This window comes from Variovorax sp. RTB1 (genome assembly GCF_035018765.1).
Taxonomy (GTDB): Bacteria; Pseudomonadota; Gammaproteobacteria; order Burkholderiales; family Burkholderiaceae_C; genus Variovorax.
This window is the reverse complement of the sequence record NZ_JASJXG010000003.1, coordinates 41,919-67,600: the sequence shown is the minus strand read 5'-3', so window position 1 is coordinate 67,600 and position 25,682 is coordinate 41,919. Positions and strand designations below refer to the sequence as shown.

Genomic DNA, 25,682 nt, shown 5'->3' with positions numbered 1-25,682 from the left:
TCTATTTTTCGTACTTTTGGTTCCGGATCTCCGGCGGCCCAGAGGCGAGCGCGTAAAGCAAACGTACACCCCTCCAAGACCGCCGGCGCTCACGCCCCGGCGGTTTTTTTGTGCCCCTCGTTTTTCAATCAAGACTTCAGATCAGGAGCCCACGATGACCCTTCCTACCGCCCGACCCAGCGACAGCTGGTATGCGACCGTCGAAAAGACCAGCAAGACCGACGACGAACGCATCAAGGACATCAACGTGCTGCCCCCTCCAGAACATCTGATCCGCTTTTTCCCGATCAGCGGCACCGCGACCGAAACGCTCATTGCCGACACGCGGCGCAACATTCACAACATCATGGCTGGCAAGGACGACCGGCTGCTGGTGGTCATGGGTCCGTGTTCCATTCACGATCCGGTCGCAGCGCTCGAGTACGCCAAGCGGCTGCAGGCGCAGCGTCTGAAGTACGCCGGAACGCTGGAGATCGTGATGCGCGTCTACTTCGAAAAGCCGCGCACCACGGTCGGCTGGAAAGGGCTCATCAACGACCCGTACCTCGACGAGAGCTTTCGGATCGACGAAGGCCTGCGGATCGCGCGGCAGTTGCTGATCGACATCAACCGGCTCGGTCTGCCTGCGGGCAGCGAGTTTCTCGACGTGATCTCGCCGCAATACATCGGCGATCTGATCGCCTGGGGCGCGATCGGCGCACGCACGACGGAGAGCCAGGTGCATCGCGAGCTGGCATCGGGCTTGTCGGCACCGATCGGTTTCAAGAACGGAACGGACGGCAACATTCGTATTGCGACGGACGCCATTCAGGCGGCGGCGCGCGGCCATCACTTTTTGTCGGTGCACAAAAACGGCCAGGTCGCGATCGTGCAGACCAACGGCAATCGCGATTGCCATGTGATCTTGCGTGGCGGCAAGGCGCCTAACTACGACGCCGCCAGCGTGACGGCGGCCTGCGCCGACCTCATGGCGGCCGGCCTGCCGCCCACCTTGATGGTCGATTGCAGCCATGCCAACAGTTCCAAGCAGCACCAGAAACAAATCGACGTCGCCGCCGACATCGCGGGCCAGGTGTCGGGCGGTTCCAGCCAGGTGTTCGGTCTGATGATCGAAAGCCATCTGCAGCCCGGCGCCCAGAAGTTCACGCCCGGCAAGGACGAGTTGGCCGGGCTCGAATACGGCAAAAGCATCACCGATGCCTGCATCGGCTGGGATGATTCGGTTGGCGTACTCGAGACGCTGTCGCAGGCGGTCAAGTCGCGTCGCGGCTGATCGGACTCTCAAGATCGATCCGACCTCGACCGGATCAAGCTAGATCAGGTCGGCGAGGTCGGGCCAATGGTGGCGCATGGCCGCGGCTTCGTCGCCGTCTCCGGCCATGAACGAGAAATCGGCGAAGTCGAAGCCCGGCGCGACCGTGCAGGCGACCAGCGTGTAGTCCCCCGCCGCGTGGCTCACGATGGGCCGCGCCGCCTGCCACTGACCAGCTGGCACCACATGCTGCGGGCGGGTGCCGTGGACATCGATGGTGCCCAAACGCACGTGCGCAGGCGCGGTTCGCAAGTTGGCGTCGCAAGTCCACAGTGCCAGCGGCACGCCTTCCAGGAACACCCAGACTTCGTCGGACAGCACGCGGTGCCAACGCGAATGCTGATGGGCCTCGAGCATGAAATAAATGGTCGTTAGCGCGCTGCGCGGCGGGCGGCCATCGACCGGCGTCGACACTGCGCCGGAGCGAAACGTCTCGCGATACCAGCCGCCTTCCGGGTGCGGCTGCAAATGCAGCGCTTCAATCAGCTGCTGCGCGCGGTTCAGCGTCATGCGGCGGCCCGCAGCGCGGCCAGTAATTTGTCGTGCACGCCGCCGAATCCGCCATTGCTCATGCAGACGATGTGATCGCCGGGTCGTACGGCAGAGACGATTTGCGCCACCAGGGGATCGATCGCGCCGACCACGCGAGCTCGGTTGCCGAGCGGCGCGAGCGCTGCGGCCGCATCCCAGTCGAGTCCGGCGGTGTGGCAGAAAGCAAGATCGGCGGCTTCGAGACTCCACGGCAGCTGCGACGACATGGTCCCCAGCTTCATGGTGTTGCTGCGTGGCTCGAAGGCCGCGACGATGCGCTCGCCGGTCTTGCCCTGAATGTCCAGCTGACGACGCAGGCCGTCGAGAGTGGTTCGAATGGCGGTGGGATGGTGCGCGAAGTCGTCGTAGACATGGATGTCGCCACCCGCGCGCGCGACCACGCCGCGCAATTCCATGCGGCGCCGCGCGTTGTGGAAGGTCCCGAGCGCGGCCGCGGCGTCGGTCGGCGGCACGCCGACATGCTCGGCGGCGGCGATGGCGGCCAGCGCATTCATCTGGTTGTGCAGCCCCGACAGTTCCCATTCGACGCGCCCGACGACTTCGCCATGGCGGCGCACGTCGAAAGCGCTGTGCTCGCCGTCAGCCTGCCACTCGGCCCGCGCGCCCGCGCTGCCGATCGCACCGCCGAAGCGTGCGACCTCGCTCCAGCAGCCCTGCGCCAGCACGCGCTGCAGGCTGTCTTCGGTTGCATTCACCACCACGCGGCCAGTGCTCGGCACCGTCCGCACGAGGTGATGAAACTGCCTCTCGATCGCCGCGAGGTCATCGAAGATGTCGGCGTGGTCGAACTCCAGGTTGTTCAAGATGGCGGTGCGCGGTCGGTAATGAACGAACTTGCTGCGTTTGTCGAAAAACGCGGTGTCGTATTCATCGGCTTCGATGACAAAGGGCAAGTTCGAGCCCAGGCGTGCCGACACACCGAAATCGAGCGGCACACCGCCGACGAGAAAGCCCGGCGTCCTGCCTGCGCGATCGAGAATCCACGCCAGCATCGACGTGGTCGTGGTCTTGCCGTGCGTGCCCGCCACCGCCAGCACATGGCGGCCCTGCAGCACGTTTTCAGCGAGCCATTGCGGGCCGCTCGTATAGGGCGAACCGGCGTCGAGGATTGCTTCCATCAACGGAAACTTCGGCGTGCCGTCGGCCAGTCGAGCCCGTGAAACGACATTGCCGACCACGAACATGTCGGGCGCCAGCGCCAGTTGGTCGGCCGAAAATCCTTCGATGAGATCGATGTCGAGCGCCCGCAGCTGGTCGCTCATTGGCGGATAGACGCCGGCGTCGCAGCCCGTCACGCGGTGACCGGCTTCGCGCGCCAAGGCGGCCACACCGCCCATGAAGGTGCCGCAGATGCCGAGAATGTGAATGTGCATCGACTGATTTTATGGACGGCGCCGGCAGCGCATCTGCTGGGCTGCTTCGGGGCTTCTTCAAATGGCACTCTCCGGGCAAAATGATTCGATGGACATGTCCAAGCGCGAAATCGCAGCGACCGCGGCCCGCCTCGTCGTCGAGGAGGGGCTGGAGTACGGGCCGGCCAAACGTCGTGCCTTGCGCGAGATGGGTTTGCCGAACCGGACTTCGCTGCCCAACAACGACGAGGTCGAGGTCGAAGTCCGTGACTACATCCAGCTCTTTTGCGCCGATACGCAGCCCAAAGAGCTCCATGCGTTGCGCATGCTGGCACTGGAATGGATGGAGCGCATGTCGGCTTTCCGTCCGCACGTAGGTGGTGCGGTGTGGCACGGCACGGCAACGCGCCTTTCGGATATTTATGTCCAGCTTTTCTGCGACGATTCCAAGTCGGCCGAGATCGCGCTGATCGATCATCACGTCGACTACCAGCCCCGCACGGTTACCGGCTTTCACGGCGAGCAAGTCGAGGCGCTCAGCGTGCACGCGTCGAGCCTTGCACTTGGCGAAGACATCGGCGTGCACCTGCTGGTCTACGATCTTGACGACTTGCGCGGCGCACTGAAGCCGGATGCGCAGGGGCGTACGCCGCGTGGCGACGTGACGGGATTGCGGCGCCTCATTGAAAAGGATTCGGGATGAAGACGGATTTGAGCCGGCGACGCTGGCTCTACGGTGGCGTGGCGGTAGTGGCTGCCGGCGCGGGTGTCGGTGGCGCATGGCTCAAACATGATGCCAATGCGGCCAGCACTGCAGGGAGCGTCGACGAGGGCGACCCGGCCTTTTGGTCTCGCAGCTTCACGCGGCCTGAAGGCGGAGAACTCAAACTGGCCGACCTTCGGGGCAAGCCGCTGCTGGTCAATTTCTGGGCGACCTGGTGTCCGCCTTGCGTCGAGGAGCTGCCGATGGTCGATCGTTTTTTTCGCGATCATGCGACATCGGGGTGGCAAGTGATCGGATTGGCAATCGATCAGCCAAGTTCAGTGCGCAAGTTTCTCGAAAAGACGCCGGTGAGCTTTCCGGTCGGATTGGCTGGTCTTGAAGGCACCGAACTGGTCAAGCAGTTGGGCAACACGGGCGGTGGATTGCCCTTCACCTTGGTAGTGCAGGCCGATGGAAAAGTCGGCGCGCGGAAAATGGGAAAGCTCGAGCCCGCTGACCTGGAGGCATGGCGGCGTGCATATGTTCACGGTTAGAATGCGGGCGGCCGACGGCGATCCCGACGCGCTGACGTCGCAAATCGCTGGAATAGACTGACGTAGCTGCCAGTAGTCGGTAATAAGTTGCTATTACACGCACTACACCGATTCCAGGCGAGTTGATTTCCCGAATGACCGGCCCCGCCGGCAATGGAGCCCCATGGACCTGCGCAAACTGAAGACACTGATCGATTTGGTGTCTGAATCCAACATTTCCGAATTAGAGATCACCGAAGCAGAAGGCAAGGTTCGCATCGTCAAGGGCGGTGAACCCGCACCGGTTCAATACGTGCAGGCCATGGCAGCACCGTCCGCAGCAGTTGCTCATGCGCCTCCTGCAGCAGCGATTCCTGCGGCGCCAGCGGAAGCAGCGCCAGTTGGCCATGCCATCAAATCTCCGATGGTCGGCACCTTCTACCGCTCGTCCAGCCCGGGTGCCGCCGCTTTCGTGGAAGTCGGCAGCAAAGTGAATGAAGGCGACACCGTCTGCATCATCGAGGCCATGAAGATCCTGAATGAGATCGAAGCCGACAAGTCGGGCACTGTCACGCAGATCCTTGGGGAAAACGGCCAGGCAGTCGAGTACGGCCAGCCGCTGTTCATCATCGAGTGACCATGTTCAAGAAGATTCTGGTCGCCAACCGCGGCGAGATCGCGCTGCGTATTCAGCGCGCCTGCAGCGAGATGGGCATCAAGGCCGTCATGGTCTATTCCGAAGCCGATCGCGAGGCCAAGTACGTCAAGCTGGCGCAGGAAGCGGTGTGTATCGGCCCGGCGGCATCGGCGCTGAGCTATCTCAATATGCCGGCCATCATTTCGGCGGCCGAAGTCACCGACGCTGAGGCGATTCATCCGGGCTACGGCTTTTTGAGCGAGAACGCCAACTTTGCCGAACGCGTCGAGCAGAGCGGATTTCAGTTCATCGGCCCAACGCCAGAAAACATCCGGACCATGGGTGACAAGGTCATGGCCAAGCAGTCCATGATCAAAGCTGGGGTGCCTTGCGTGCCCGGCTCCGAAGGCGAACTGTCGGACGACGCGGCCACGAACAAGCGCATTGCGCGTGCGGTGGGCTATCCGGTCATCATCAAGGCGTCGGGCGGTGGCGGTGGGCGTGGCATGCGCGTGGTCCATACCGAAGCCGCGCTCATCAATGCCATTCAGATGACCAAGGCCGAGGCGGGTGCTGCTTTCAGCAATCCGGCGGTCTATATGGAGAAGTTTCTCCAGAATCCGCGGCACGTCGAGATCCAGATCCTGGCCGACAAGTACAAAAACGCGGTCTATCTCGGTGAGCGTGATTGTTCGATGCAGCGGCGCCACCAGAAGGTGATTGAAGAGTCGCCGGCACCGGGCATTCCGCGCAAACTCATCGAGAAGATCGGCGAGCGTTGCGCGGCGGCCTGCAAGAAGATCGGCTATCGCGGCGCCGGCACCTTCGAGTTTCTATATGAAAACGGCGAGTTCTATTTCATCGAAATGAACACGCGGGTGCAGGTCGAGCATCCCGTAACCGAGTTCACTACCGGCATCGACATCGTCAAGACGCAAATCATGGTGGCCGCGGGCGAAAAGCTCCCGTTTACCCAGCGTCAGATCCAGATGCGCGGTCATGCTATCGAGTGCCGCATCAACGCCGAGGACGCGTGGAAGTTCACGCCTTCGCCAGGCCGGATCACGATGTGGCACCCGCCCGGTGGTCCCGGCGTGCGGGTTGATTCGCACGTGTACACGAACTACTTCGTGCCGCCGAACTACGACTCGATGATCGGAAAGATCATCACGTTCGGCGACACGCGCGAGCAGGCCATGGCGCGCATGCGCACGGCCCTCAACGAGACGGTGGTCGAGGGCATCAACACCAACATTCCGCTGCACCGCGAATTGATGGTCGACGCCAAGTTCATGGCGGGCGGCACCAACATCCACTACCTCGAAGAGTGGCTCGCGGCGCACAAGCGCTGAGCCGGCCGGTGACGTCCATGTTCGAGCTGCGTTTGTTGGTCCCTGAAAGTGGCGTCGAGTCGGTCAGCGATGCGCTCGACGTGCTCGATGCGCTCAGCGTGTCTGTTGAAGATGCAGACGCGGCGACCGATGCCGAACAGGCATTGTTCGGTGAACCCGGCATGCCGCCGCCAAAAGAAGGATGGCAGCGCTCCCGCGTGATGGCGCTGTTCCATACCGAGGCGATAGCGCACGAGGCGGTCGCTGTGCTCACACCGCAGGAATTCTTTGACGGTTGCGAGGTGCTGGGTATCGGCGCAGTACCGGACCAGGATTGGGTGCGCCTCACGCAATCGCAGTTCGCCCCGGTCGAGATCACGCCCGACTTCTGGATCGTGCCGACTTGGCACGAACCTCCGGCGCAAGCGAGCAAAGTGATCCGGCTCGATCCGGGCCTGGCTTTCGGCACCGGCACGCACCCGACCACGCGCATGTGTCTGCGCTGGATCGCGACCCGCGGTGGCCTCGAGGGCCAGCGCGTCCTCGACTACGGCTGTGGCTCCGGCATCCTCGCCATCGGTGCGGCCAAGTACGGCGCGATAGACATCGATGCCGTCGACATCGACGAGGCGGCCGTGACGTCGACCCGGCTCAATGCCGAAGCCAACGGCGTCCAGTTGAAGACCGGATTGCCCGACGCTGTCGATGGTCGCTATCAGACCGTGCTCGCCAACATCCTCGCCACGCCCCTCAAGGTACTGGCGCCGCTGCTGTGCGAGCGGATTGCGCCGGGTGGCGCGCTGGTGCTCGCAGGCATCCTGGAGCGGCAGGCAGACGAGCTGAAGGCGGCCTACGCGCCGTACGTCGAACTCACGGTCAGCGATAGCGAAGACGGCTGGATCCTGATGACGGCGCGCACCTGAGCTTCCGGTGCGCGGGGTGCGACCCTACAATTCGCGCGACATGAGCCTCGTCACCCGTTGCCCCTCCTGCGCGACCACCTTCAAGGTGGTGAAGGATCAATTGCGGATCTCCGACGGATGGGTGCGCTGCGGTCGTTGCAGCCATGTGTTCGATGCGTCGCTCGATCTGCAAGAGTTGCCTGAGCCCGCAGTGTCTGTGCCTGCAGTGCCCGCGTCGGCGGCGTCCGTGCCATCGCCGCCGCCGCTTTCAGACGATGCGGATTTCTTCGACGACGAGCCTCTGCCGGAGCCCGTCGCATCGGCGCCCGCGCCGCTCGAGATGCCCGAGCCCGACTTCGACGACGACGACGTGGATGAAGTCAAGGCAGATGAAGGACATGAGTCCGACCTGTCGCGCGAACTGGATCCGTCCGGCAAAGCCCCGGAAGAAGAGCGCCAGCCGTATGTCGTGGCGTATAGCTCGGAGACCGTGTTCGAGCGTCGGCCTATGCCCATGCCGATGCCCGCCGACGAACTCAACCTCTCCGAGCCGCCCCGGAGCACAGAGCCGGCGCCCTTCAAGCCCTCATTGCATGCCGGTGCCATCGTGCTGCCGCGCACGTTGCCCGGTCTGCCGTCGATCGGGTTGGTGGCGGACGAACCGTGGCCGCAAGTCGTCACGCCGCAGTCCGACAACAACGGCGACGCACCGACGACGAAATCTCCCTTGATCGTGCCGTCGCATCTCAGGGAGCAAGCGGACAACGCGAGCCAGGTGCAGTTTCAGAAGGCGTTGCGACGGGCGCGCGACAAGGCCGCCAAGATCGCGCGTTCGCGCGAAAAGAGTGCTGCCGCGCAGGACTCCAACCCGATGCCGCTGGTTCAGTCCGAAAGCGATGCGATGCCGCTGGCCGTCATGTCGGCGACCGCAGAGAGTGCACCGGTGACCGGCTCCGAAGGCGTCACCTTGCCCGGGCTTCTTCGTGCCGCCTCGGCACCGACCTTCTGGCACGGTGTCAAGGGACGCGCATTGCTTGTCGCAGGCGTCGTGCTGGGCGTGCTGTTGCTGACGGTGCAGGTCTTGCGGCAGGAGCGCGACGCCATCGTTGCGAGACAGCCCGGCATGCGGTCGCTGTTGAGCGGCGTGTGTGCCATCACCGGTTGCCAACTGTCGGCACTGCGTCAGATCGGGGATGTCACGATCGATGGCGCCGCATTTGCCCGCGAGAAGGTCGGCGACGGCTATCGGCTCAGCTTCACCTTGCGCAACGCCGCGTCGGTGCCGCTCGCGATGCCGGCCATCGAACTCTCGCTGCTCGATACGCAGGAGCAGGCGGTGATCCGGCGCGTGTTGCTGCCGGCCGACTTCGGTGCCCCGGCAGAGCTGGCCGCGCGCGGCGAACGCGTGGCGTCGATGCCGCTGGCGCTCGACGCTGCCCAAGCTGCGAGTCTGCCGCCGGTGGCTGGTTACCGTCTGGTGGCTTTTTATCCCTGAAGCGGCCGAGCGGCGCCGACTTCTTTTCTCCTTTTTTCTTTTCCAACAACGGTTTACCCATGGCAGCAGTGATTTGCGGTTCCCTCGCATTCGACACCATCATGACGTTCGAAGGTCGGTTCGCCGACCAGATCCTTCCTGATCAGTTGCACATCCTCAACGTGTCGTTCCTGGTGCCGGCGCTTCGGCGTGATTTCGGCGGCTGTGCGGGCAACATCGCCTATAGCCTCAACGCACTGGGCGGCACGGCATTGCCGATGGCTACGGTGGGCAGCGACGGCGCTGACTACGTCGCCCGATTCAAGGGGTTGGGCATCGGCACGGAGTTCGTTCGCGAACTTTCCGACACTTACACCGCGCAATGCTTCATCACGACCGACATGGCCAACAACCAGATCACGGCCTTTCATCCTGGCGCAATGCAGCAAGCCCATCTCAACAAGATCGCGGCACGCGATGACATCCGTATCGGCATCATCTCGCCCGATGGACGTGACGCGATGCTGCAGCATGCAGAGCAGTTCAAACAAGCCGGCATTCCTTTCGTGTTCGATCCGGGCCAGGGGTTGCCGATGTTCAATGGAGATGAGCTGGCACGGTTCATCGAGCAGGCCGACTGGGTCACCGTGAACGACTACGAAGGCAAGATGCTGAGCGACCGCACCGGCTGGAGCGAGGCGGACATCTCGCGTCGCGCGCGCGGGCTGGTGGTCACGCTTGGCGCGGAGGGTTGCGATGTATGGGTCGATGGGCAAAAGATGCATGTTCCGGCCGTCAAGCCTGAGGCAGTTGTCGACCCCACGGGTTGCGGCGACGCGTGGCGCGGTGCGTTGTTGTTCGGGCTGGAACAAGGGTGGGATCTCACGCGGTGTGCAGCGCTGGGCAACCAGATCGGTGCGCTCAAGATCGCGCAACGCGGGCCGCAGAACTACCAGATCGACTTGAAGGCGATCGGCCTCTGAAAGCGCATTCGTCAGCGTCCATTCGCTGAGCGAAAAAAAAGCCCGACACCGTGAGGTGTCGGGCTTTTTGCCTTAAGGCCGCTGACCGACTCAGGGCTTGCTGGCCGTCGGAAACGGCCATGCAGCCTGAGGGTTCAGCGTCGTCTGCGCGGCGGGCGCAGGAGCGGGCGCTACGGCTGCCTTTGCAGGGGCCTTGGCGACTGCCTTCTTGGCGGGCGCAGGTTTCGCAGCAGGGGCAGGCTTGGCAGCGGGCTTTTTCGCTGCTTTCTTGGCAGCGGTCTTTTTAGCCGCGGCCTTTTTCGCAGGAGCCTTCTTGGCAGGGGCCTTCTTCGCAGCAGCCTTTTTCGCAGGAGCCTTCTTGGCGGCAGCCTTCTTAGCCGGGGCCTTCTTCGCAGCTGCCTTTTTGGCCGGAGCCTTCTTGGCTGCTACTTTTTTAGCCGGGGCCTTCTTTGCTGGAGCCTTCTTGGCAGCGACCTTTTTGGCCGGAGCCTTCTTGGCTGCTACCTTCTTCGCGGCTACCTTCTTGGCGGGAGCCTTCTTAGCAGCCACGACCTTCTTTGCCGGAGCCTTCTTTGCAGCGGCTTTCTTAGCCGGCGCTTTCTTTGCAGTTGCCATTTCTATTTCTCCTTGATCAAGTTGAAAAATCAACCTCTTGAAGCACTTCGCGTCCGCTTGTGAACGTGAAGCGATTCATGGTGTTGGATCAAGCCCAGCACCATGAACACCTGCGCTTTCGTCCGTGCCGCGCTCTATGGCGTGATCGGCGGCGAAAGCAATTCTTGAACTCATTTATTCTTATCGAAAAAATTCAATCCCACGACAGCGCACCACCCGACTGGTATTCGATGACGCGGGTCTCGAAGAAATTTCGCTCTTTCTTCAGGTCAATCATTTCGCTCATCCAGGGGAACGGATTTTCTTCGTTCGGGAAGAGCGTTTCGAGGCCGATCTGCTGTGCACGCCGGTTGGCGATGTAGCGCAGGTAGCCCTTGAACATAGAGGCGTTCATGCCGAGCACACCACGCGGCATGGTGTCTTCAGCGTACTTGTATTCGAGCTCGACGGCCTTCATGAAGAGGGCCTTGATCTCGGCCTTGAACTCGCTGTTCCAGAGGCCGGGGTTCTCGAGCTTGAGCTGGTTGATCAGGTCGATGCCGAAGTTGCAGTGCATCGACTCGTCGCGCAGGATGTACTGGTACTGCTCGGCGGCGCCGGTCATCTTGTTCTGGCGACCCAGCGCCAGAATCTGCGTGAAGCCGACGTAGAAGAACAAGCCTTCCATCAGGCATGCGAACACGATGAGCGACTTGAGCAGGGTCTGGTCGGTCTCGTGCGTGCCGGTCTTGAAGAGCGGATCGCTGATGGCTTCGATGAACGGGATCAGGAACTGGTCCTTCTCGCGGATCGAAGGCACTTCGTTGTAGGCGTTGAAGATCTCGCTCTCGTCCAGACCGAGCGACTCGACGATGTACTGGTACGCGTGCGTGTGAATCGCTTCTTCGAAGGCTTGGCGCAGCAAGAACTGGCGGCACTCCGGCGCGGTGATATGTCGATACGTGCCCAGCACGATGTTGTTGGCGGCGAGCGAGTCGGCGGTCACGAAGAAGCCGAGGTTGCGCTTCACGATGCGGCGTTCGTCTTCGGTCAGACCGTTTGGGTCTTTCCACAACGCGATGTCTCGCGTCATGTTCACTTCCTGCGGCATCCAGTGATTGGCGCAAGAGGCCAGGTACTTTTCCCACGCCCATTTGTACTTGAAGGGCACGAGCTGGTTGACGTCGGTTTGGCCGTTGATGATTCGTTTGTCGTCGGCGCGCACGCGGCGTGCGACCGGAGCGGCGGCTGACGCGACAAATGACGCAGCGACCGACGATGTTGCAGCAGAGACGGCTGGTGCAATTTTCGGCGTCGGGGCCTCCATCGAGCGTGCATTCAATGCGCCGCTTTTCGGTGAGTGCTGCAATCCTTGTTGCATGTCCTTTGGCAAGGAGGGCTTGACTTCTTCGTCCCAGGTCAACATAGAAAAATCCAATGCTCAAATTATCAGAGCAACGATGTAAGTTGGAAAGTGCTCGTTCACATCGCGCTCCATTTATCTCGTCGTTATGTTGCTCACATGCATCGCGTTGTGATGTCAGGCGATGCCGCGAACATCAAACGCGCTTCATTGACATGCTTCGCACGTCGGATCGTCGACACCGCAAAACGCGATGTCGGTTTGCGGCATCGAACTCAACTGCAATTGCGCAGCGAGTGCAGCAGCATCGAGTGCGCTCAAGCCTGATGCGCCCGACACGCTCGATGACATGTTCGACGCTGCATCGCTGCTCGTGCTGCCCGACGACACAGCATTGAGACGACCGGATTGCACCGTCGATTTTTCAGCGTGCGTCGCGCTCTGCGTGCGGAGGTAGTAGGTCGTCTTCAGGCCACGCAACCATGCGAGCTTGTACGTGTCGTCGAGCTTCTTGCCCGATGCACCGGCCATGTAGATGTTGAGCGACTGCGCCTGGTCGATCCACTTCTGGCGCCGCGAGGCGGCTTCGACCAGCCACGTCGTTTCGACTTCGAAGGCGGTGGCGTAGAGCGCCTTGATGTCTTGCGGCACGCGATCGATCGGACGCAGCGAGCCATCGAAGTGCTTCAGGTCCATGACCATCACGTCGTCCCACAAACCGAGACGCTTCAGGTCGCGCACCAGATAGTGATTGATGACGGTGAACTCGCCCGACAGGTTCGACTTGACCGACAGGTTGCCGAAGCAAGGCTCGATCGATGCGTCGACGCCGATGATGTTCGAGATGGTCGCGGTCGGAGCGATGGCCGTGCAGTTCGAATTGCGCATGCCGTCGGTCTTGATCTTCTGACGCAACGCGTCCCAGTCGAGCGTGGTCGAGCGGTCGACTTCGACGTAGCCTCCACGTGCTTTTTCGAGCAGGTCGAGCGTGTCGATCGGCAGCACGCCCTTGTCCCACAGCGAGCCCTTGTAGCTCGAGTACTTGCCGCGCTCCTTGGCGAGATCGGTCGATGCCCAGTACGCGTGGTAGCAGATGGCTTCCATCGACACGTCTGCAAATTCGACGGCTTCTTGCGAAGCGTACGGAATCCGCAGCTCATACAGCGCATCCTGGAAGCCCATCACGCCCAGGCCGACCGGACGATGGCGCAAATTGGAGTCACGCGCCTTCTTGACGGCGTAGTAATTGATGTCGATCACGTTGTCGAGCATGCGCATCGCGGTCGAGATCGTGCGCTTCAGCTTCTCATGGTCGACCTTGCCGTCTTTCAGATGCTGCAGCAGGTTCACCGAACCCAGATTGCACACAGCGGTTTCGGTGTCGCTGGTGTTGAGCGTGATCTCCGTGCAGAGGTTCGACGAGTGCACGACGCCCGCGTGCTGCTGTGGCGAGCGCACGTTGCACGCGTCCTTGAAAGTGATCCACGGGTGTCCGGTTTCGAACAGCATCGTGAGCATCTTTCGCCACAGGTCGGCGGCCGGCAGCGTGCGGCTCGGCTTGATGTCGCCGCGTGCCGCCCGTTCTTCGTAAGCGACGTAGGCGCGCTCGAAGTCGGCACCGAAGAGGTCGTGCAGGTCGGGCACGTTGTTGGGGGAGAACAGCGTCCAGGTGCCCTTCTCCATCACGCGGCGCATGAACAGGTCGGGGATCCAGTTGGCCGTGTTCATGTCGTGCGTGCGGCGGCGATCGTCGCCAGTGTTCTTGCGCAGTTCCAGGAACTCCTCGATGTCGAGGTGCCAGGTTTCGAGGTAAGTGCAGACCGCGCCCTTGCGCTTGCCGCCCTGGTTCACCGCGACCGCGGTGTCGTTGACCACCTTCAGGAAAGGCACGACGCCTTGCGATTCGCCATTGGTGCCCTTGATGTGGCTGCCGAGTGCGCGAACGCGGGTCCAGTCGTTGCCCAGGCCGCCGGCGAACTTCGACAGCAGCGCGTTTTCCTTGATGGATTCGTAGATGCCGTCGAGGTCGTCGGGCACTGTCGTCAGATAGCAGCTCGACAGTTGCGAGCGCAGCGTGCCGGCGTTGAACAGCGTCGGCGTGCTCGACATGAAGTCGAAAGACGACAGCACTTCGTAGAACTCGATGGCGCGCGCTTCGCGGTCGATTTCGCCGAGCGACAGACCCATCGCAACGCGCATGAAGAACGCCTGGGGCAGTTCGATGCGGTCTTTGCGAATGTGCAGGAAGTAGCGGTCGTACAGCGTTTGCAGGCCGAGGTAGTCGAACTGCAGGTCGCGCTCAGCCTTGAGCGCGGCGCCCAGGCGGGGCAAGTCGTACTGCAGCAGCTTCTCGTCGAGCAGTTCGTTGTCGACGCCCTTCTTGATGAACTGCGGAAAGTAGTCGACGTAGGCTTGCGAGCGCTCGACTGGCATCACTTCGCGGCCGAGAATTTCCTTGAAGATCGTGTGCAGCAGCAGGCGCGCAGTGGCGAACGTGTAGTCCGGATCTTTTTCGATCAGCGTGCGGGCTGCCAGGATCGATGCTTTGTAGACCTCGTCGAGCGGCACGCCGTCGTAGAGGTTCCGCATCGTCTCGGCCTGGATCGGTGCCGCAGTGATGCTGTCGCCCAGACCTTCGCAGGCGGACTCGATCAGGCCCTTGAGTTCATTCAGGTCGAGCGCGACACGCTCGCCGCGGTCGAGCACATGGATGATCGGGGCGACAGGCGCGTCTTGCGCACCTTGCTTGGCGCGCTCTTGCGTGCGGCGTTCGCGGTACAGCACATAGGCACGCGCGATTTCATGGTGACCGCCGCGCATCAGGCCGAGTTCGACCGAATCCTGCACGTCTTCGATGTGGAAGGTGCCGCCGCCTGGACGCGAGCGCACCATGGCGCGCACGACCGCTTGCGTGAGGCCGTCGACGGTTTCGCGCACGCTGGCAGACGCCGCGCCTTGCGTGCCGTGCACGGCGAGAAAGGCCTTCATCATCGCGATGGCGATCTTGTTCGGTTCGAACGGGACCACCGCGCCGTTACGGCGAATGATCTGGTAGTGCGCGAGCGCATTGCCGGCGGGCGATCCGGCGGTGTCGCGAACGCTGCTGGTGGCGTTGGGGCTGCCGTTGGTGGATAGCGCGTTGCGCGATGCGGACGGTGTGTTCTGGGCTGTTTGCATTCGGTCCTCGGTTGGCAATTCTTGTTGGAGACGCGGGCATCGGTGGTCGGCGTTCGATTCCGGAGCCATTCAGGCATTTGTTCCAGACGGCACACTATATCTAGGGTCTGAGGGGCCTACAACCACTAGATGTAGTGTTTTCGACGAACTTCAATGTTTGTGAAAAACTGCACATCTTGTCGCTTTGCGGTGTGCGTGGCGTCGTAGATGCCGGGCATGCGGCGTGGTTGCTGACCTACGTTATTCCAACCCAGCAACCATGCGGTTTTCGACCGCTTTTGCACCTGCGAACCGCATGGTTGCTGCGATGCGAAAGAGCGCCGCGCGCCATGTTCGCAGAGCGATATCAAGGTCCGATGGCGACCTCGGGAAACATATCTTTTTTCCAACCCGTTGCGTCGCGCAGACGCCGCCATGCGAAGCCTGGCCCCGGGTCTTGCTTGCGTCCGGGTGCAATGTGCTCATGGCCGGCGACGAAGGCGATCGGATAGTGCTGTGCGATGGCGGGGCAGAGGCCGGCAAGCGTCTCGTATTGCGCGTCTTCGAAGAGCGCACCTTCGAGCCCTTCGAGCTCGATGCCGATCGAATCGTCGTTGCAGTTGGTGCGGCCGCGCCATGCCGATGGACCTGCGTGCCAGGCACGATCGTCGCAACTGACGAACTGCCAGAGTTCGCCGTCGCGCCGCACATAAAAATGCGACGACACCTCGACGCCGCGGATGCTCTTGAAGTACGGGTGTGCGTCCCAGTCGAGGCGATTGGTGAATAGCTGCTGCACCTCGTCGCCGCCGTATTGCGCAGGTGGCAGGCTGATCGAATGCAGCACGATCAGATCGATCTGCGCGCCGGCAGGGCGTGGGCCGAAGTTCGGCGAATGCAGTTGCCTGGCAAAGCGGTACCAGCCTGTGTTCCACATCGCTGCGCCGTTCGCGATTCCATCCCCCGCACCATCCACGCGAACCCCCTCATTCATCGATGGCGACGCCATGTCCATCGTCGCCGTTCGGTGTCGCAATGCCGAGGCGTGCAATGCGATAGCGGATCTGCCGCAAGCTCAAGCCGAGTCGCGCCGCCGCTGCGGTGCGATTGAATCCGCTTTCATGCAGCGCGCGCACGAGGATCTCGCGCTCCTGCTGATCGAGATAGGTCTGCAGGTCGGACGGCACTGCAGGCGGCGGCGCCTTCGCTTCCTGCGGCATCGATGTCGCGCTGTTCGAGCCGATGGGGGCGTCGTGCAGATCAGCGGTGCTCGCCACGCGCGCACCACCTGCTGCATCGTTCGCCACATCGACCATGCCCGAAGCCGCAGAACTCGTCATCGAAGCCAGGCTCGCCAGTCCGGAATCAGACCCCATCAGATCCAGATGCAGCTCATCGCCATCGTTCAACGCGACGGCGCGGTGCAACAGGTTTTCAAGCTCGCGCACGTTGCCGTTCAGTGGATGCAGCGCGAGCCGGCGTAGCACGTCGGCAGACAGCGTCGGCACCGGCATGCCAGCTTCGTGCGCGATGCGTTCGAGCAGCGCGGTGCACAGCGCCGGCAGATCTTCGCGCCGCTCGCGCAGCGCAGGCACCGCGATCTCGATCACGTTGAGCCGATAGAAAAGGTCTTGCCTAAATCGGCTCGCCAGCACCTCGGCGTGCAGATCCTTGTGCGTCGCGCTGACGATGCGCACATCGACCGCGTCTTCCTGCGTCGAGCCGATCGGCCGCACGTTGCGCTCCTGAATGGCACGCAGCAACTTCGACTGCATGGCGATCGGCAAGTCGCCGATCTCGTCCAGAAACAAGGTGCCGCCACGCGCCGCCTGAAAGTAGCCGTCGCGGTCTTGCGAGGAGCCGGTGTACGAGCCCTTGCGCGCGCCGAAGAACTCCGCCTCCAGCAGGTTCTCCGGAATGGCGCCGCAATTGACTGCGACGAACGGGCCGTCGCTGCGCTGGCTGCACGCATGCACGGCGCGCGCGACCAGTTCCTTGCCGGTGCCCGACTCGCCGCGCACCAGCACCGGCGCCATGCCGCGCGCGACCTTGGCTATGCGCGACTTGACGATCCGCATCGGTTCCGAATCCCCGACCAGCCGGGCCAGCGCGGCCAACCCGCTCGCAGCCACGACCGCTGATTTGCTTGCACCCGTATCGATGCTGGCTGCCGTTCGCACCACCTTCACCAGCGACGCATGTTGCTGGACGGCAGAGGCCACGACGGCTCGAAATTGCTTCAGATCGACCGGCTTGGTGAGGTAGTCGAAGGCGCCGGCTTTCAAGGCCTCGACGGCGTTTTCGGCGGAGCCGTAGGCCGTCATGACGACGCATCGCTCGCTGCGCTGGTCGTTCTGGATGCGCTGCAGGATTTCCATGCCGAGCCCATCGGGCAGCCGCATGTCGGTGATCACCGCATCGAAGCGCACGGCCGCCAGATGCTGCATTGCCTCGGCTACGCTGCCGGCCGCGTCGACCTTGTAACCCTCGCGCAGCAGCGTCAGTTCGTAGAGCGTGCGCAGGTCGGGTTCGTCGTCGACCACGAGGATGTGCGCGGGTTGCGCGCTTTGCGCATGCAACGCGGACGCCGTCGACGATCGGGTGGGATTGCTCACCCGCCTATTGTGTCAGCCGCGTCTCGGCCGGTGCAAACGAAACGAAGAAATCGTTGCCTTCTGGCCCGTTCGCGGCAAGCGCGCGACGCTCGTAGCCGATGGTCGCGCCGTGCCGCTCGCACAACTCGCGGCAAATAAAGAGCCCGAGACCGCTGGACCGACTCTCCGATGAAAAGAAGGGTTCGAACAGATGTCGCTGCACTGCCGTCTCCAACGGTGCGCCGTCGCTCCACACCTGGAGATGTGCCCGGTTGAGGTCATCGGCCAGCGTGCTGACTTGGATCGAGCCATCGCGCTCGCCGGCGTAACGCGCGGCGTTATCGAGCAGGTTCACCAGAATGCGCCGCAGGTGTTCGGCGTCGAAGCGCACGTCGCGGCCGGCGGTTCCCAGCATCACCAGCACGCCGTTGCGCTTCGACTGGCGCACCCATTCTTCAGTCAGCATGCGCACCGTGCTGTCGAGTTCGACCATGTCGCCGAGCGGTTCGATGCGTTGCTGGCGCGCGCGCGCGACATCGAGCACGTCGTCGACGATGCGTGCGAGGCGCTGCGCGTTGTGCTGCACCATGCTCGTCAGCTTGCGGTGCGCGGGGTCGACCAGGTCTTCCGCCAGCAGTCCGCTGGCCTGCGTGATCGCCGCCAGCGGATTGCGAATTTCGTGTGCGACGGCAGCCGACATGCGGCCCATCGCGGCCAGCTTTTCGGTGCGGATGCGGGCTTCGAGTTCGCGCAGGTCTTGCAGGAACATCACGCACAGGCTGTCGAAGCCGCGCTCGCTGGGCGGCGTCAGGCGTGTGCGCACGCGCACCTCGCGCGGCGCGCCTTGTGCCTGCGCAACCGGCACTTCATGCGACTGCGGAGCGCGCCGCAAAAATGTCTGAGCTGCCAGTGCCGCCAGCGGTTGCCACGCCGGATGGGTGTCGAGCGGAAAGGGCAGCGCCATGCCGGCCAGCCCTTGCCCAAGGATCTCGTCGGCCGCCGGATTGGCTGCATGCACCCGGCCGAAGCTGTCGATCACCAACACGCCTTCGGTCAGCGTTTCGATGACCAGGTCATTGACCTGCGCGTGCATTTGCGCCGAACTGCGATTGCGCACCGCCAGCGCCTCTTCGCGCGCCAGCCGGCGCGAGAGTTCGTGCGCCAGCAGCGCCACCACGAACAGGCCGGTGCCGGTGAGCGCCGCCTGCACGAAGCGGGTCGACGAATCGGATGGTTGCTGCAACCAGTTCCAGGTTGCGTCTGCCAGCAGGAGCAAGGTCACTGCGGCGGTGGTCCCGAGGCCGACCGATACCGTGCCCAGCACCGCACCCATCAACACGGGCAGCGCGAACAGCGGTGTGTAGTTGATGCTGCTAATCTGCAGCAACTGCAGCAGCGTGAAGGTCGCGAGATCGATGCCGACGGTCGCGAACCAGGTCGGGCCCATGCCGCGAATCGGCGGCTGGAATCGGGCGTAGCGTGAGCCGAGCAGCGTTGCGACGAGGTACGCGATCGATACCGCGATGGCGGCGCGATGCACCGGCTGGCCGATCGTCAGCGTGATGACCTGCAGCACCAGCAGCACGGCCGCGACGAAGTAGCGTGCGGTCATGAAGCCACGCCACAAGCGCAGCAACGCAGAGCTTTCTCGCGTGGCAATTTCGAGGCCGCCCCAGTCTGTTCCCGGTTCGCCACGGGACCAGAGGAGGGGCGCCATGTCGCTCAACGCGCGCTTTCGGCGGCCCGTCGGTGCGCGACGCTGCAATAGACGCCGTCGGCACCGGCGATAGCGTCCGTGGCAGGCAGGTGCAGCCCGCACTGCGCGCAGCGGAGCATGGCCTGCGGCGCGCCGACGGCCGGCGGCGCTTTCGGTGGGACAGGCCGGGCCTTGCGCGCGGCCTCGCGTTCTTCTTCGCGCTGGCCCTTGCGAAAGAGCCAGATTGCGATGAACAGAACGATAAAAACCAGCAGGTACTTCATGGCGCGCGTCCCAAAACCACTTCGAGCACGAATCGCGAGCCTACATAGGCCAGCACCAGCAATGCCGCGCCCGCATAGAGCACCCGACGTGCCTTGCGCCCGCGCCAGCCGAAGCGCGCGCGGCCTGTCAGCAGGACGGCGAAACAGAACCACGCCAAGATGGAGAACACAGTTTTGTGGTCCCACTTCCAGGCACGGCCGTACAAGGTTTCGCTGAAGAGCAAGCCGGCCAGCAGCGTCGCCGAGAGCAGCACGAAGCCCGCGGTAACGAAGCGGAAGGTCAGTCGTTCCAGCGTGAGTAAAGGCACGCCGGCTTGTGCATCGGCGGCAAGCCGAATCTGTTTTTCTGCGCGGCTGATGAGCCATGCGTGCACGACCGCGGCGCCGAACAGTCCATACGACGCGATGCCGAGCGCCAGGTGCAGCGGCAGCCACGGCGAAGCGGAAACATGAAGCGGCACGCCGGGGAACAGCACAGCCAGCAAGACAGCGCCGGCACCGAGCACCGCCAGCACCCGGCGCACAGTGAGCTGCGGATACATGCGGCTCTCGATGGCGTAGACCGTCAACACGAGCCAGGCGGTGACGGAAATGGCGGGCGCGAACCCGAAGAGCGGGATGCCGCCGACCAGACTCCAGGCCAATGTGAGCCCGTGCAGCAGCCAGGCCAGGCCGAGCAACCAGCGCGTGCCCTGTCGCCCGAGCCGCGATGCGCCGGCGGCGGTCACGGCATAGGCTGCGGCAGCGGCGATGCCCAGTGCCACGCCGAGCGGGGAGGGGCTCGCTAAAATCATGGGCTGAGTTTAGCTGCGCCCCTGCAGCGGCTCGCGCTTCACGGCATCTCCAAGGCATCCCCTCATGGCCACCGCCCTCACAGAAAAATTCTCCCGCCTCGTCAAGCAGATGAGCGGGCAGGCCCGCATCACCGAAGCCAACGTGCAGGACATGCTGCGCGAAGTGCGGATGGCGTTGCTCGAAGCCGACGTCGCGTTGCCGGTGGTGCGTGACTTCGTCGCCCGCGTCAAAGAGAAAGCGCTCGGCCAGGAAGTACTGGGCTCGCTCAAGCCGGGGCAGGCGCTGGTCGGCATCGTCAACCGCGAGCTCACCGCGACCATCGGCCAGGGCGTGTCGGACATCAACCTGGTGGCGCAACCGCCGGCCGTGATCCTGATGGCCGGCCTGCAGGGCGCGGGCAAGACCACCACCGTCGCCAAGCTGGCCAAGCACCTGATCGAAAAGCGCAAGAAGAAAGTGCTGACCGTGTCGGGCGACGTGTACCGGCCGGCCGCCATCGAGCAGCTCAAGATGGTCACCGTCCAGGCCGGCGCCGAATGGTTCCCAAGCACGCCCGACCAGAAGCCGCTCGACATCGCGCGTGCCGCGCTCGACCACGCCAAGCGTCATTTCTTCGATGTGCTGCTGGTCGACACGGCGGGTCGCCTGGCCATCGACGAAGCCCTGATGGCCGAGATCAAGGAACTGCACGCGGCGTTGAATCCGATCGAAACGTTGTTCGTCGTCGACGCTATGCAGGGGCAGGACGCGATCAACACGGCCAAGGCCTTCAAGGACGCGTTGCCGCTGACCGGCATCATCCTGACCAAGACTGACGGCGATTCGCGCGGTGGCGCGGCGCTGTCTGTGCGGCAAGTGACCGGCGTGCCTATCAAGTTCGCCGGCACCAGCGAGAAGATCGACGGGCTCGAGGTGTTCGACGCCGAGCGTTACGCCGGCCGCATTCTCGGCATGGGCGACATCGTGGCGCTGGTCGAGCAGGTGACTGCCGGTGTCGACGTCGCGGCGGCGCAAAAGCTGGCGGCCAAGGTCAAGAGCGGCGCCGGTTTCGACCTCGACGACTTTTTGAGCCAACTGCAGCAGATGAAGCAGATGGGAGGCCTGTCTAGCATCATGGACAAGCTGCCGCAGCAGATGGCCGCCAAGGCGACCGAAGCCGACATGACGCGTGCCGAGCGCGACATCCGCCGCAAGGAAGGCATCATCCAGAGCATGACGCCGCTGGAACGCCGCAAGCCGGAAGTGTTGAAAGCCACGCGCAAGCGCCGCATCGCGGCTGGCGCCGGGGTTCAGGTGCAGGAAGTGAACCGCCTGCTCAACGAGTTCGAGCAGATGCAGACCATGATGAAGAAGATGAAGGGCGGCGGCCTCATGAAGATGATGAAGAAGATGGGCGGCATGAAAGGCATGCCAGGGATGGGCGGACCCGGCGGTGGCGGCGGCATGCCGCGCTTCTGAACACGGTCGAAAAATCGCCGCAGTGCCATAAGACAGGCAACAAAAAAGCCCGCATCGAGCGGGCTTTTTTGTGGGTACGCGACGAACGCGCCAGGCAAGGGTCTTAGACCGCAGCCAGCGCCGGGCGGGCCAAGCGCACCGCGTGCATCCAGGCACGGCGCAGAACGGCCGGCGAACGTGACTCTTCCGGGATCAGCAGCCAGCCGCGTTCGCGGAGCGAGGTACCGAGTGCGATCTGGCTGGTCAACACGGTGAGCGGGATCGCGAGCAGCAGCGGCAGGCCGACCGGCATCAACCAGATCAATGCGCTCGGGTCGATCATCGCGATGCCGACTGCCAGGGCAGCGATCACCAGCGTCATTGGCGCGAGTTGCGAAGCAGCGGTCTTCCACGGCACGGCATTGGCTTCACGCGGGGGTGACTTCCAGTCGAGCTTGATGCCGGTGAGGGCCACAACGACGAAGAGCGAATGGGCCAGCATGCGCACCGGAGCTTGAACGATCGCGAGGGCACTCTCGAGCACAGTGCTCTTCAGCAGGCCCCGAACGCCACCGTACTGACGTTGCTCACCGCGCATCAGCACAGCGGCGATGCCCAGGATGCGGGGCAGGAACAAGAGACACAGCGTCCACACCCACAAGCCAACGAGTTCGGAAGGCAGCACGTTCCAGGTTGCGACCAGGCTGGAGCCCGACAGCCAAAGAGCCGTACCAAACGTCAGGAAAGCCAGCCACAGGGGCGCCGACGCATATGCCATCGTGCCGGTCACGAACATCGCGCGGTGCACCGAGTGAATGCCGGGCTCGGCCATCAGACGGGCGTTTTGCAGATTGCCCTGGCACCAGCGGCGATCGCGCTGCAGTTCTGCCAGCAGATCTGGCGGTTGTTGTTCATAGCTACCGACCAGGTCGGCGACGAGCCACACGTTGTAGCCGGCACGGCGCATCAGCGCAGCTTCGACGAAGTCGTGCGACATGATGCCGCCGGACATCCCGCCGGTACCCTTGATCGGGGCCAGCGCGCAATGCTTCATAAAAGGCTCGACGCGGATGATGGCGTTGTGGCCCCAGTAGTGCGATTCGCCCAGTTGCCAGAACTGCATGCCCAGCGTGAACATGCGACCCGTCACGCGGGAAGCGAATTGTTGAGCGCGGGCGTGCAGCGTGACGTGGCCGATGGCCTGCGTCGCGGTCTGGATGATGCCGGCGGTCGGGTTGGCTTCCATCAGCTTGACCATGGAGGTCAGGCAGTCGCCGCTCATGACGGAGTCGGCGTCGAGCACCACCATGTAGCGATAGTCCTTGCCCCAGCGACGGCAGAAGTCGGCGACGTTGCCGGCCTTGCGATGCGTGCGGCGGGTGCGCAGGCGGTAGTAAACCTCGACCTGCGGCTGATTCGGGCTGGTGGCGAGTGCGGCGCGGAGGTCTTCCCAGGCGGCGCGCTCGGCGGCGGCGGTTTCAGGCGAGTAGCTGTCCGACAGCACGAACACGTCGAACTGCTTCGCATGGCCGGTGGCCGCAACCGATTCGCAAGTGGCGCGCAGGCCGGCGAACACCGTCGACACGTCTTCGTTGCAGATCGGCATGATGATTGCCGTGCGGGCTTCGGGGTTCATCGAATGACCCGCCACTTGCTTGACCGACAAGGAATGCTTGTCGCCCTTGACGGAAACATAGAAGCCCATGAGCGCGGTCACGAAACCGGTCACGACCCAGCCGGACAGCAAGCCATACAGGCCGATCTGGCCGTACTCGAGCCAGACGTTGTCGTAGTCGGGCTGGATCCGGGCGAACAGCGTCGAAGCGATCACCGTGCTGATCAGCGTCAGCAGCATGAACGCCAGGCGCCGTTGCTTGGCCGCACGCTGCCAGGGTTGCGTCAGTTCGACTTGCTTATGTTCTTGCGCAGCTTTGCCGACGCCACCAGCGCCGAGCTTGACCAGCGCAGCGGTGCCGAGGCTGTTCCAGAAACCTCGCCAAGGGCGAGGCGTCATGGAGCCTCGGTTAACCGGCGGTGCAGTCACTGCGTTGGGATGGCGCTCTTCGCGCAGGTCGCTGCGTTGCGTCGCCACCACTTGGGCACCATCAGCAGCATGCAGAACGTTGCTGTCGGCCAGCATGCGCGATTGGGAGAAATCGTTCGGCTTCATGGATACCTCAAGAGCGTTGCTTGTCGAGGGAAGCGATGTCGCCAATTGCCGGAAAGCGCTTGAACACGCAATCTGGAGCGACACCGTGGGCGGCACTGAAAGCGCCGAGTCGTTGGCTCGCAGCACGGGGCCGTGAGAGGGAAAACTGTGTTTGACGGACGCCGTCGCGCTGCTGGCGCAGTGCGAAAGAGGGGCTGTTTTGTGCTGTCATGCATCTACAGGGGCAAACCCTGTGCCAGCATGGAAAATTCGTTGTACACCAACGACTTGCGGCAGATGAAAGCTCTTTTTTGGTTGTTCAAGCCTGCCGGATGCTCGAAAACCCTCGTTTTTGTCGCCGAATCCCGACAGGCCGGCAGACCTGCTAAAAAATTCCCAACAAAATCAACGCTTAAGCCACGTCGCTAGTTTGCGACAGGATCGCCGGGCGTTTGCGACACATCTGCCTTGAAGTGTCCCGGCGTCAGTTCGTGCTTCTGCAGCAATCGATAGAACTCGGTCCGATTCCGATCGGCCAAACGGGCTGCGTCGGCCACGTTGCCGTCGGTCAGTTTCAGCAAGCCAACCAGGTAATCACGCTCGAAGCGCTGCTTGGCTTCGGCATAGGTCTGAACCTCGACGCTTGGGACGCGGAGCGCCCGCTGGACCAGCGACAGTGGAATCAGCGGCGAACTCGACAGCGCGCAGACCTGTTCGACCACGTTGAACAACTGACGCACATTGCCGGGCCACGAAGCCGTCGTCAGCGCCTTCAGCGCTTCCGGCGCGAAACCGGAGAGCCGTTTGCCGTATTTGACCGACAGGCGCTGCAAGAAGTGATTCGCCAGGAGCGGAATGTCTTCGCGGCGTGCGCTCAACGGCGGCAACGTCAACGTCACCACGTTCAGACGGTAATAAAGGTCTTCCCGGAACTGATGCGCGGCCATCGCTGCATCGAGGTCGCGGTGCGTCGCCGAGATGATGCGCACGTCGACGTCGATCGACTGGCTGGCACCGAGCGGACGCACCGCGCGCTCCTGCAGCACACGGAGCAGCTTGACCTGCAAGGCAGGCGGCATGTCGCCGATTTCATCGAGCAGTAGCGTGCCGCCGTCGGCTTGTTGAAACAGGCCCTTGTGGTTGGCCACCGCGTCGGTGAAGGCGCCCTTCATGTGGCCGAACAACTCGCTCTCGAGCAGCGCCTCGGGAATGGCACCGCAATTGACCGCGACGAAAGGCTTGGAAGCGCGCGCACTGGCCCGGTGGATGGCCCGGGCCAGCAGTTCCTTCCCGGCGCCGCTGTCGCCGCGCAGCAGCACGCTGGCGTCCGACTGGGCGATCATCCGCGCCTCGGCCAGCACTTCGGACATTCGGTTGCTGCGGCTGACGATTTCAGCGCGCCAGCTTTCATCGCCACCACCCTTGCTGGTCGGCGTGACTGGAGAGCCGAGCGCCAGCGCCTGCGAAATTTTCTCGAGCAGTTCGCGACTGTCGTAGGGCTTGGTCAGGTAAGTGAACACGCCGCGTGCCGTGGCCTCGACAGCATCGGGAATGGTCCCGTGTGCGGTCAGCAAGATCACCGGCAGCGTCGGATGGCGCTTGCGAATCTCGTCGAACAGCGCCAGGCCGTCGCGCCCCGGCAAGCGCACGTCGCTCAGCACCAGTTGCGGATGTTCGATCTCGAGCTGCGTCAGTGCCGATTCGGCCGACGTCACCGCCGTCACCTGGTAGTTGGACGAGGCCAGCCGCATCGACAGGAGGCGCAGCATGTCCGGGTCGTCGTCGACCACCAGCAGCTTGGCGCCGGTCGGCTTGGCGGGGGGCGCTTCGGTCAT

At 63.3% G+C, this 25,682-nt stretch carries 21 protein-coding genes; 9 read left to right on the top strand and 12 right to left on the bottom strand.

What is annotated here, in order from left to right:
- The first annotated feature begins 154 nt into the window (after positions 1 to 154).
- A complete protein-coding gene (locus QN397_RS02930) occupies positions 155 to 1,273 on the top strand; it encodes a 3-deoxy-7-phosphoheptulonate synthase (RefSeq protein WP_323494849.1) in 1,119 nt (372 codons plus the stop codon).
- A gap of 39 nt (positions 1,274 to 1,312) precedes the next feature.
- On the opposite strand, the gene QN397_RS02925 is transcribed toward QN397_RS02930, so the two are convergent.
- Positions 1,313 to 1,822, bottom strand: coding sequence for a cupin domain-containing protein (locus QN397_RS02925; RefSeq protein ID WP_323500039.1), 510 nt, complete (start codon positions 1,820 to 1,822; stop codon positions 1,313 to 1,315).
- On the bottom strand, positions 1,819 to 3,237 hold the full coding sequence (mpl, locus tag QN397_RS02920) for a UDP-N-acetylmuramate:L-alanyl-gamma-D-glutamyl-meso-diaminopimelate ligase (RefSeq protein WP_323500038.1): 1,419 nt from the start codon (positions 3,235 to 3,237) through the stop codon (positions 1,819 to 1,821). The genes QN397_RS02925 and mpl overlap by 4 nt, the downstream gene beginning before the upstream one ends.
- Positions 3,238 to 3,325: 88 nt before the next feature.
- On the opposite strand from mpl, the gene QN397_RS02915 reads away from it, so the two are divergent.
- The 7 genes from QN397_RS02915 (at position 3,326) to QN397_RS02885 (ending at position 9,779) form a co-directional block, all read left to right on the top strand.
- Positions 3,326 to 3,919 carry a hypothetical protein gene (locus QN397_RS02915; RefSeq protein ID WP_323500037.1) on the top strand — a complete coding sequence of 198 codons (594 nt, stop codon included), beginning with the start codon at positions 3,326 to 3,328 and terminating at the stop codon, positions 3,917 to 3,919.
- Positions 3,916 to 4,473: a TlpA disulfide reductase family protein gene (locus QN397_RS02910; protein ID WP_323500036.1), complete on the top strand. Its 558-nt coding sequence runs from the start codon at positions 3,916 to 3,918 to the stop codon at positions 4,471 to 4,473. Before QN397_RS02915 ends, QN397_RS02910 begins: the two co-directional genes overlap by 4 nt.
- Positions 4,474 to 4,636: 163 nt before the next feature.
- Positions 4,637 to 5,089: an acetyl-CoA carboxylase biotin carboxyl carrier protein gene (accB, locus tag QN397_RS02905; protein WP_323500035.1), complete on the top strand. Its 453-nt coding sequence runs from the start codon at positions 4,637 to 4,639 to the stop codon at positions 5,087 to 5,089.
- Positions 5,090 to 5,091: 2 nt separating this feature from the next.
- On the top strand, positions 5,092 to 6,441 hold the full coding sequence (gene accC / locus QN397_RS02900; RefSeq protein ID WP_187054378.1) for an acetyl-CoA carboxylase biotin carboxylase subunit: 1,350 nt from the start codon (positions 5,092 to 5,094) through the stop codon (positions 6,439 to 6,441).
- 17 nt (positions 6,442 to 6,458) lie between these two features.
- Positions 6,459 to 7,343, top strand: coding sequence for a 50S ribosomal protein L11 methyltransferase (gene prmA / locus QN397_RS02895; protein ID WP_323500034.1), 885 nt, complete (start codon positions 6,459 to 6,461; stop codon positions 7,341 to 7,343).
- 40 nt (positions 7,344 to 7,383) lie between these two features.
- Positions 7,384 to 8,817: a zinc-ribbon and DUF3426 domain-containing protein gene (locus QN397_RS02890; RefSeq protein WP_323500033.1), complete on the top strand. Its 1,434-nt coding sequence runs from the start codon at positions 7,384 to 7,386 to the stop codon at positions 8,815 to 8,817.
- A gap of 59 nt (positions 8,818 to 8,876) precedes the next feature.
- A complete protein-coding gene (locus QN397_RS02885; protein WP_323500032.1) occupies positions 8,877 to 9,779 on the top strand; it encodes a carbohydrate kinase family protein in 903 nt (300 codons plus the stop codon).
- Positions 9,780 to 9,869: 90 nt separating this feature from the next.
- Here the strand turns inward: QN397_RS02885 and QN397_RS02880 are convergent, their stop codons facing one another.
- From QN397_RS02880 to QN397_RS02845, 8 genes are all read right to left on the bottom strand, one after another.
- Positions 9,870 to 10,394 (bottom strand): histone H1-like DNA-binding protein, encoded by a 525-nt coding sequence (locus QN397_RS02880; RefSeq protein ID WP_323500152.1) that lies wholly within the window; start codon positions 10,392 to 10,394, stop codon positions 9,870 to 9,872.
- 193 nt (positions 10,395 to 10,587) lie between these two features.
- Complete coding sequence (locus tag QN397_RS02875; RefSeq protein WP_323500031.1) at positions 10,588 to 11,799, bottom strand: ribonucleotide-diphosphate reductase subunit beta; 1,212 nt, start codon at positions 11,797 to 11,799, stop codon at positions 10,588 to 10,590.
- A 144-nt stretch (positions 11,800 to 11,943) separates the two neighbouring features.
- On the bottom strand, positions 11,944 to 14,913 hold the full coding sequence (locus QN397_RS02870; protein WP_323500030.1) for a ribonucleoside-diphosphate reductase subunit alpha: 2,970 nt from the start codon (positions 14,911 to 14,913) through the stop codon (positions 11,944 to 11,946).
- A 346-nt stretch (positions 14,914 to 15,259) separates the two neighbouring features.
- Complete coding sequence (ampD, locus tag QN397_RS02865; protein WP_323500029.1) at positions 15,260 to 15,886, bottom strand: 1,6-anhydro-N-acetylmuramyl-L-alanine amidase AmpD; 627 nt, start codon at positions 15,884 to 15,886, stop codon at positions 15,260 to 15,262.
- Complete coding sequence (locus QN397_RS02860) at positions 15,879 to 17,507, bottom strand: sigma-54 dependent transcriptional regulator (RefSeq protein WP_323500028.1); 1,629 nt, start codon at positions 17,505 to 17,507, stop codon at positions 15,879 to 15,881. Before QN397_RS02860 ends, ampD begins: the two co-directional genes overlap by 8 nt.
- 4 nt (positions 17,508 to 17,511) lie before the next feature.
- Entirely contained in the window at positions 17,512 to 19,203 is a 1,692-nt protein-coding gene (locus QN397_RS02855) for a sensor histidine kinase (protein ID WP_323500027.1), read from the bottom strand.
- 5 nt (positions 19,204 to 19,208) lie between these two features.
- Entirely contained in the window at positions 19,209 to 19,466 is a 258-nt protein-coding gene (locus QN397_RS02850; protein WP_323500026.1) for a PP0621 family protein, read from the bottom strand.
- Positions 19,463 to 20,260 carry a cytochrome C assembly family protein gene (locus tag QN397_RS02845; protein WP_187054388.1) on the bottom strand — a complete coding sequence of 266 codons (798 nt, stop codon included), beginning with the start codon at positions 20,258 to 20,260 and terminating at the stop codon, positions 19,463 to 19,465. Before QN397_RS02845 ends, QN397_RS02850 begins: the two co-directional genes overlap by 4 nt.
- A 64-nt stretch (positions 20,261 to 20,324) precedes the next feature.
- On the opposite strand from QN397_RS02845, the gene ffh reads away from it, so the two are divergent.
- Entirely contained in the window at positions 20,325 to 21,719 is a 1,395-nt protein-coding gene (ffh, locus tag QN397_RS02840) for a signal recognition particle protein (protein ID WP_323500025.1), read from the top strand.
- A 103-nt stretch (positions 21,720 to 21,822) separates the two neighbouring features.
- Here the strand turns inward: ffh and mdoH are convergent, their stop codons facing one another.
- Entirely contained in the window at positions 21,823 to 23,868 is a 2,046-nt protein-coding gene (mdoH, locus tag QN397_RS02835; RefSeq protein ID WP_323500024.1) for a glucans biosynthesis glucosyltransferase MdoH, read from the bottom strand.
- Between the two features lie 404 nt (positions 23,869 to 24,272).
- Positions 24,273 to 25,682, bottom strand: a complete 1,410-nt coding sequence (locus QN397_RS02830) for a sigma 54-interacting transcriptional regulator (RefSeq protein ID WP_323500023.1) — start codon at positions 25,680 to 25,682, stop codon at positions 24,273 to 24,275.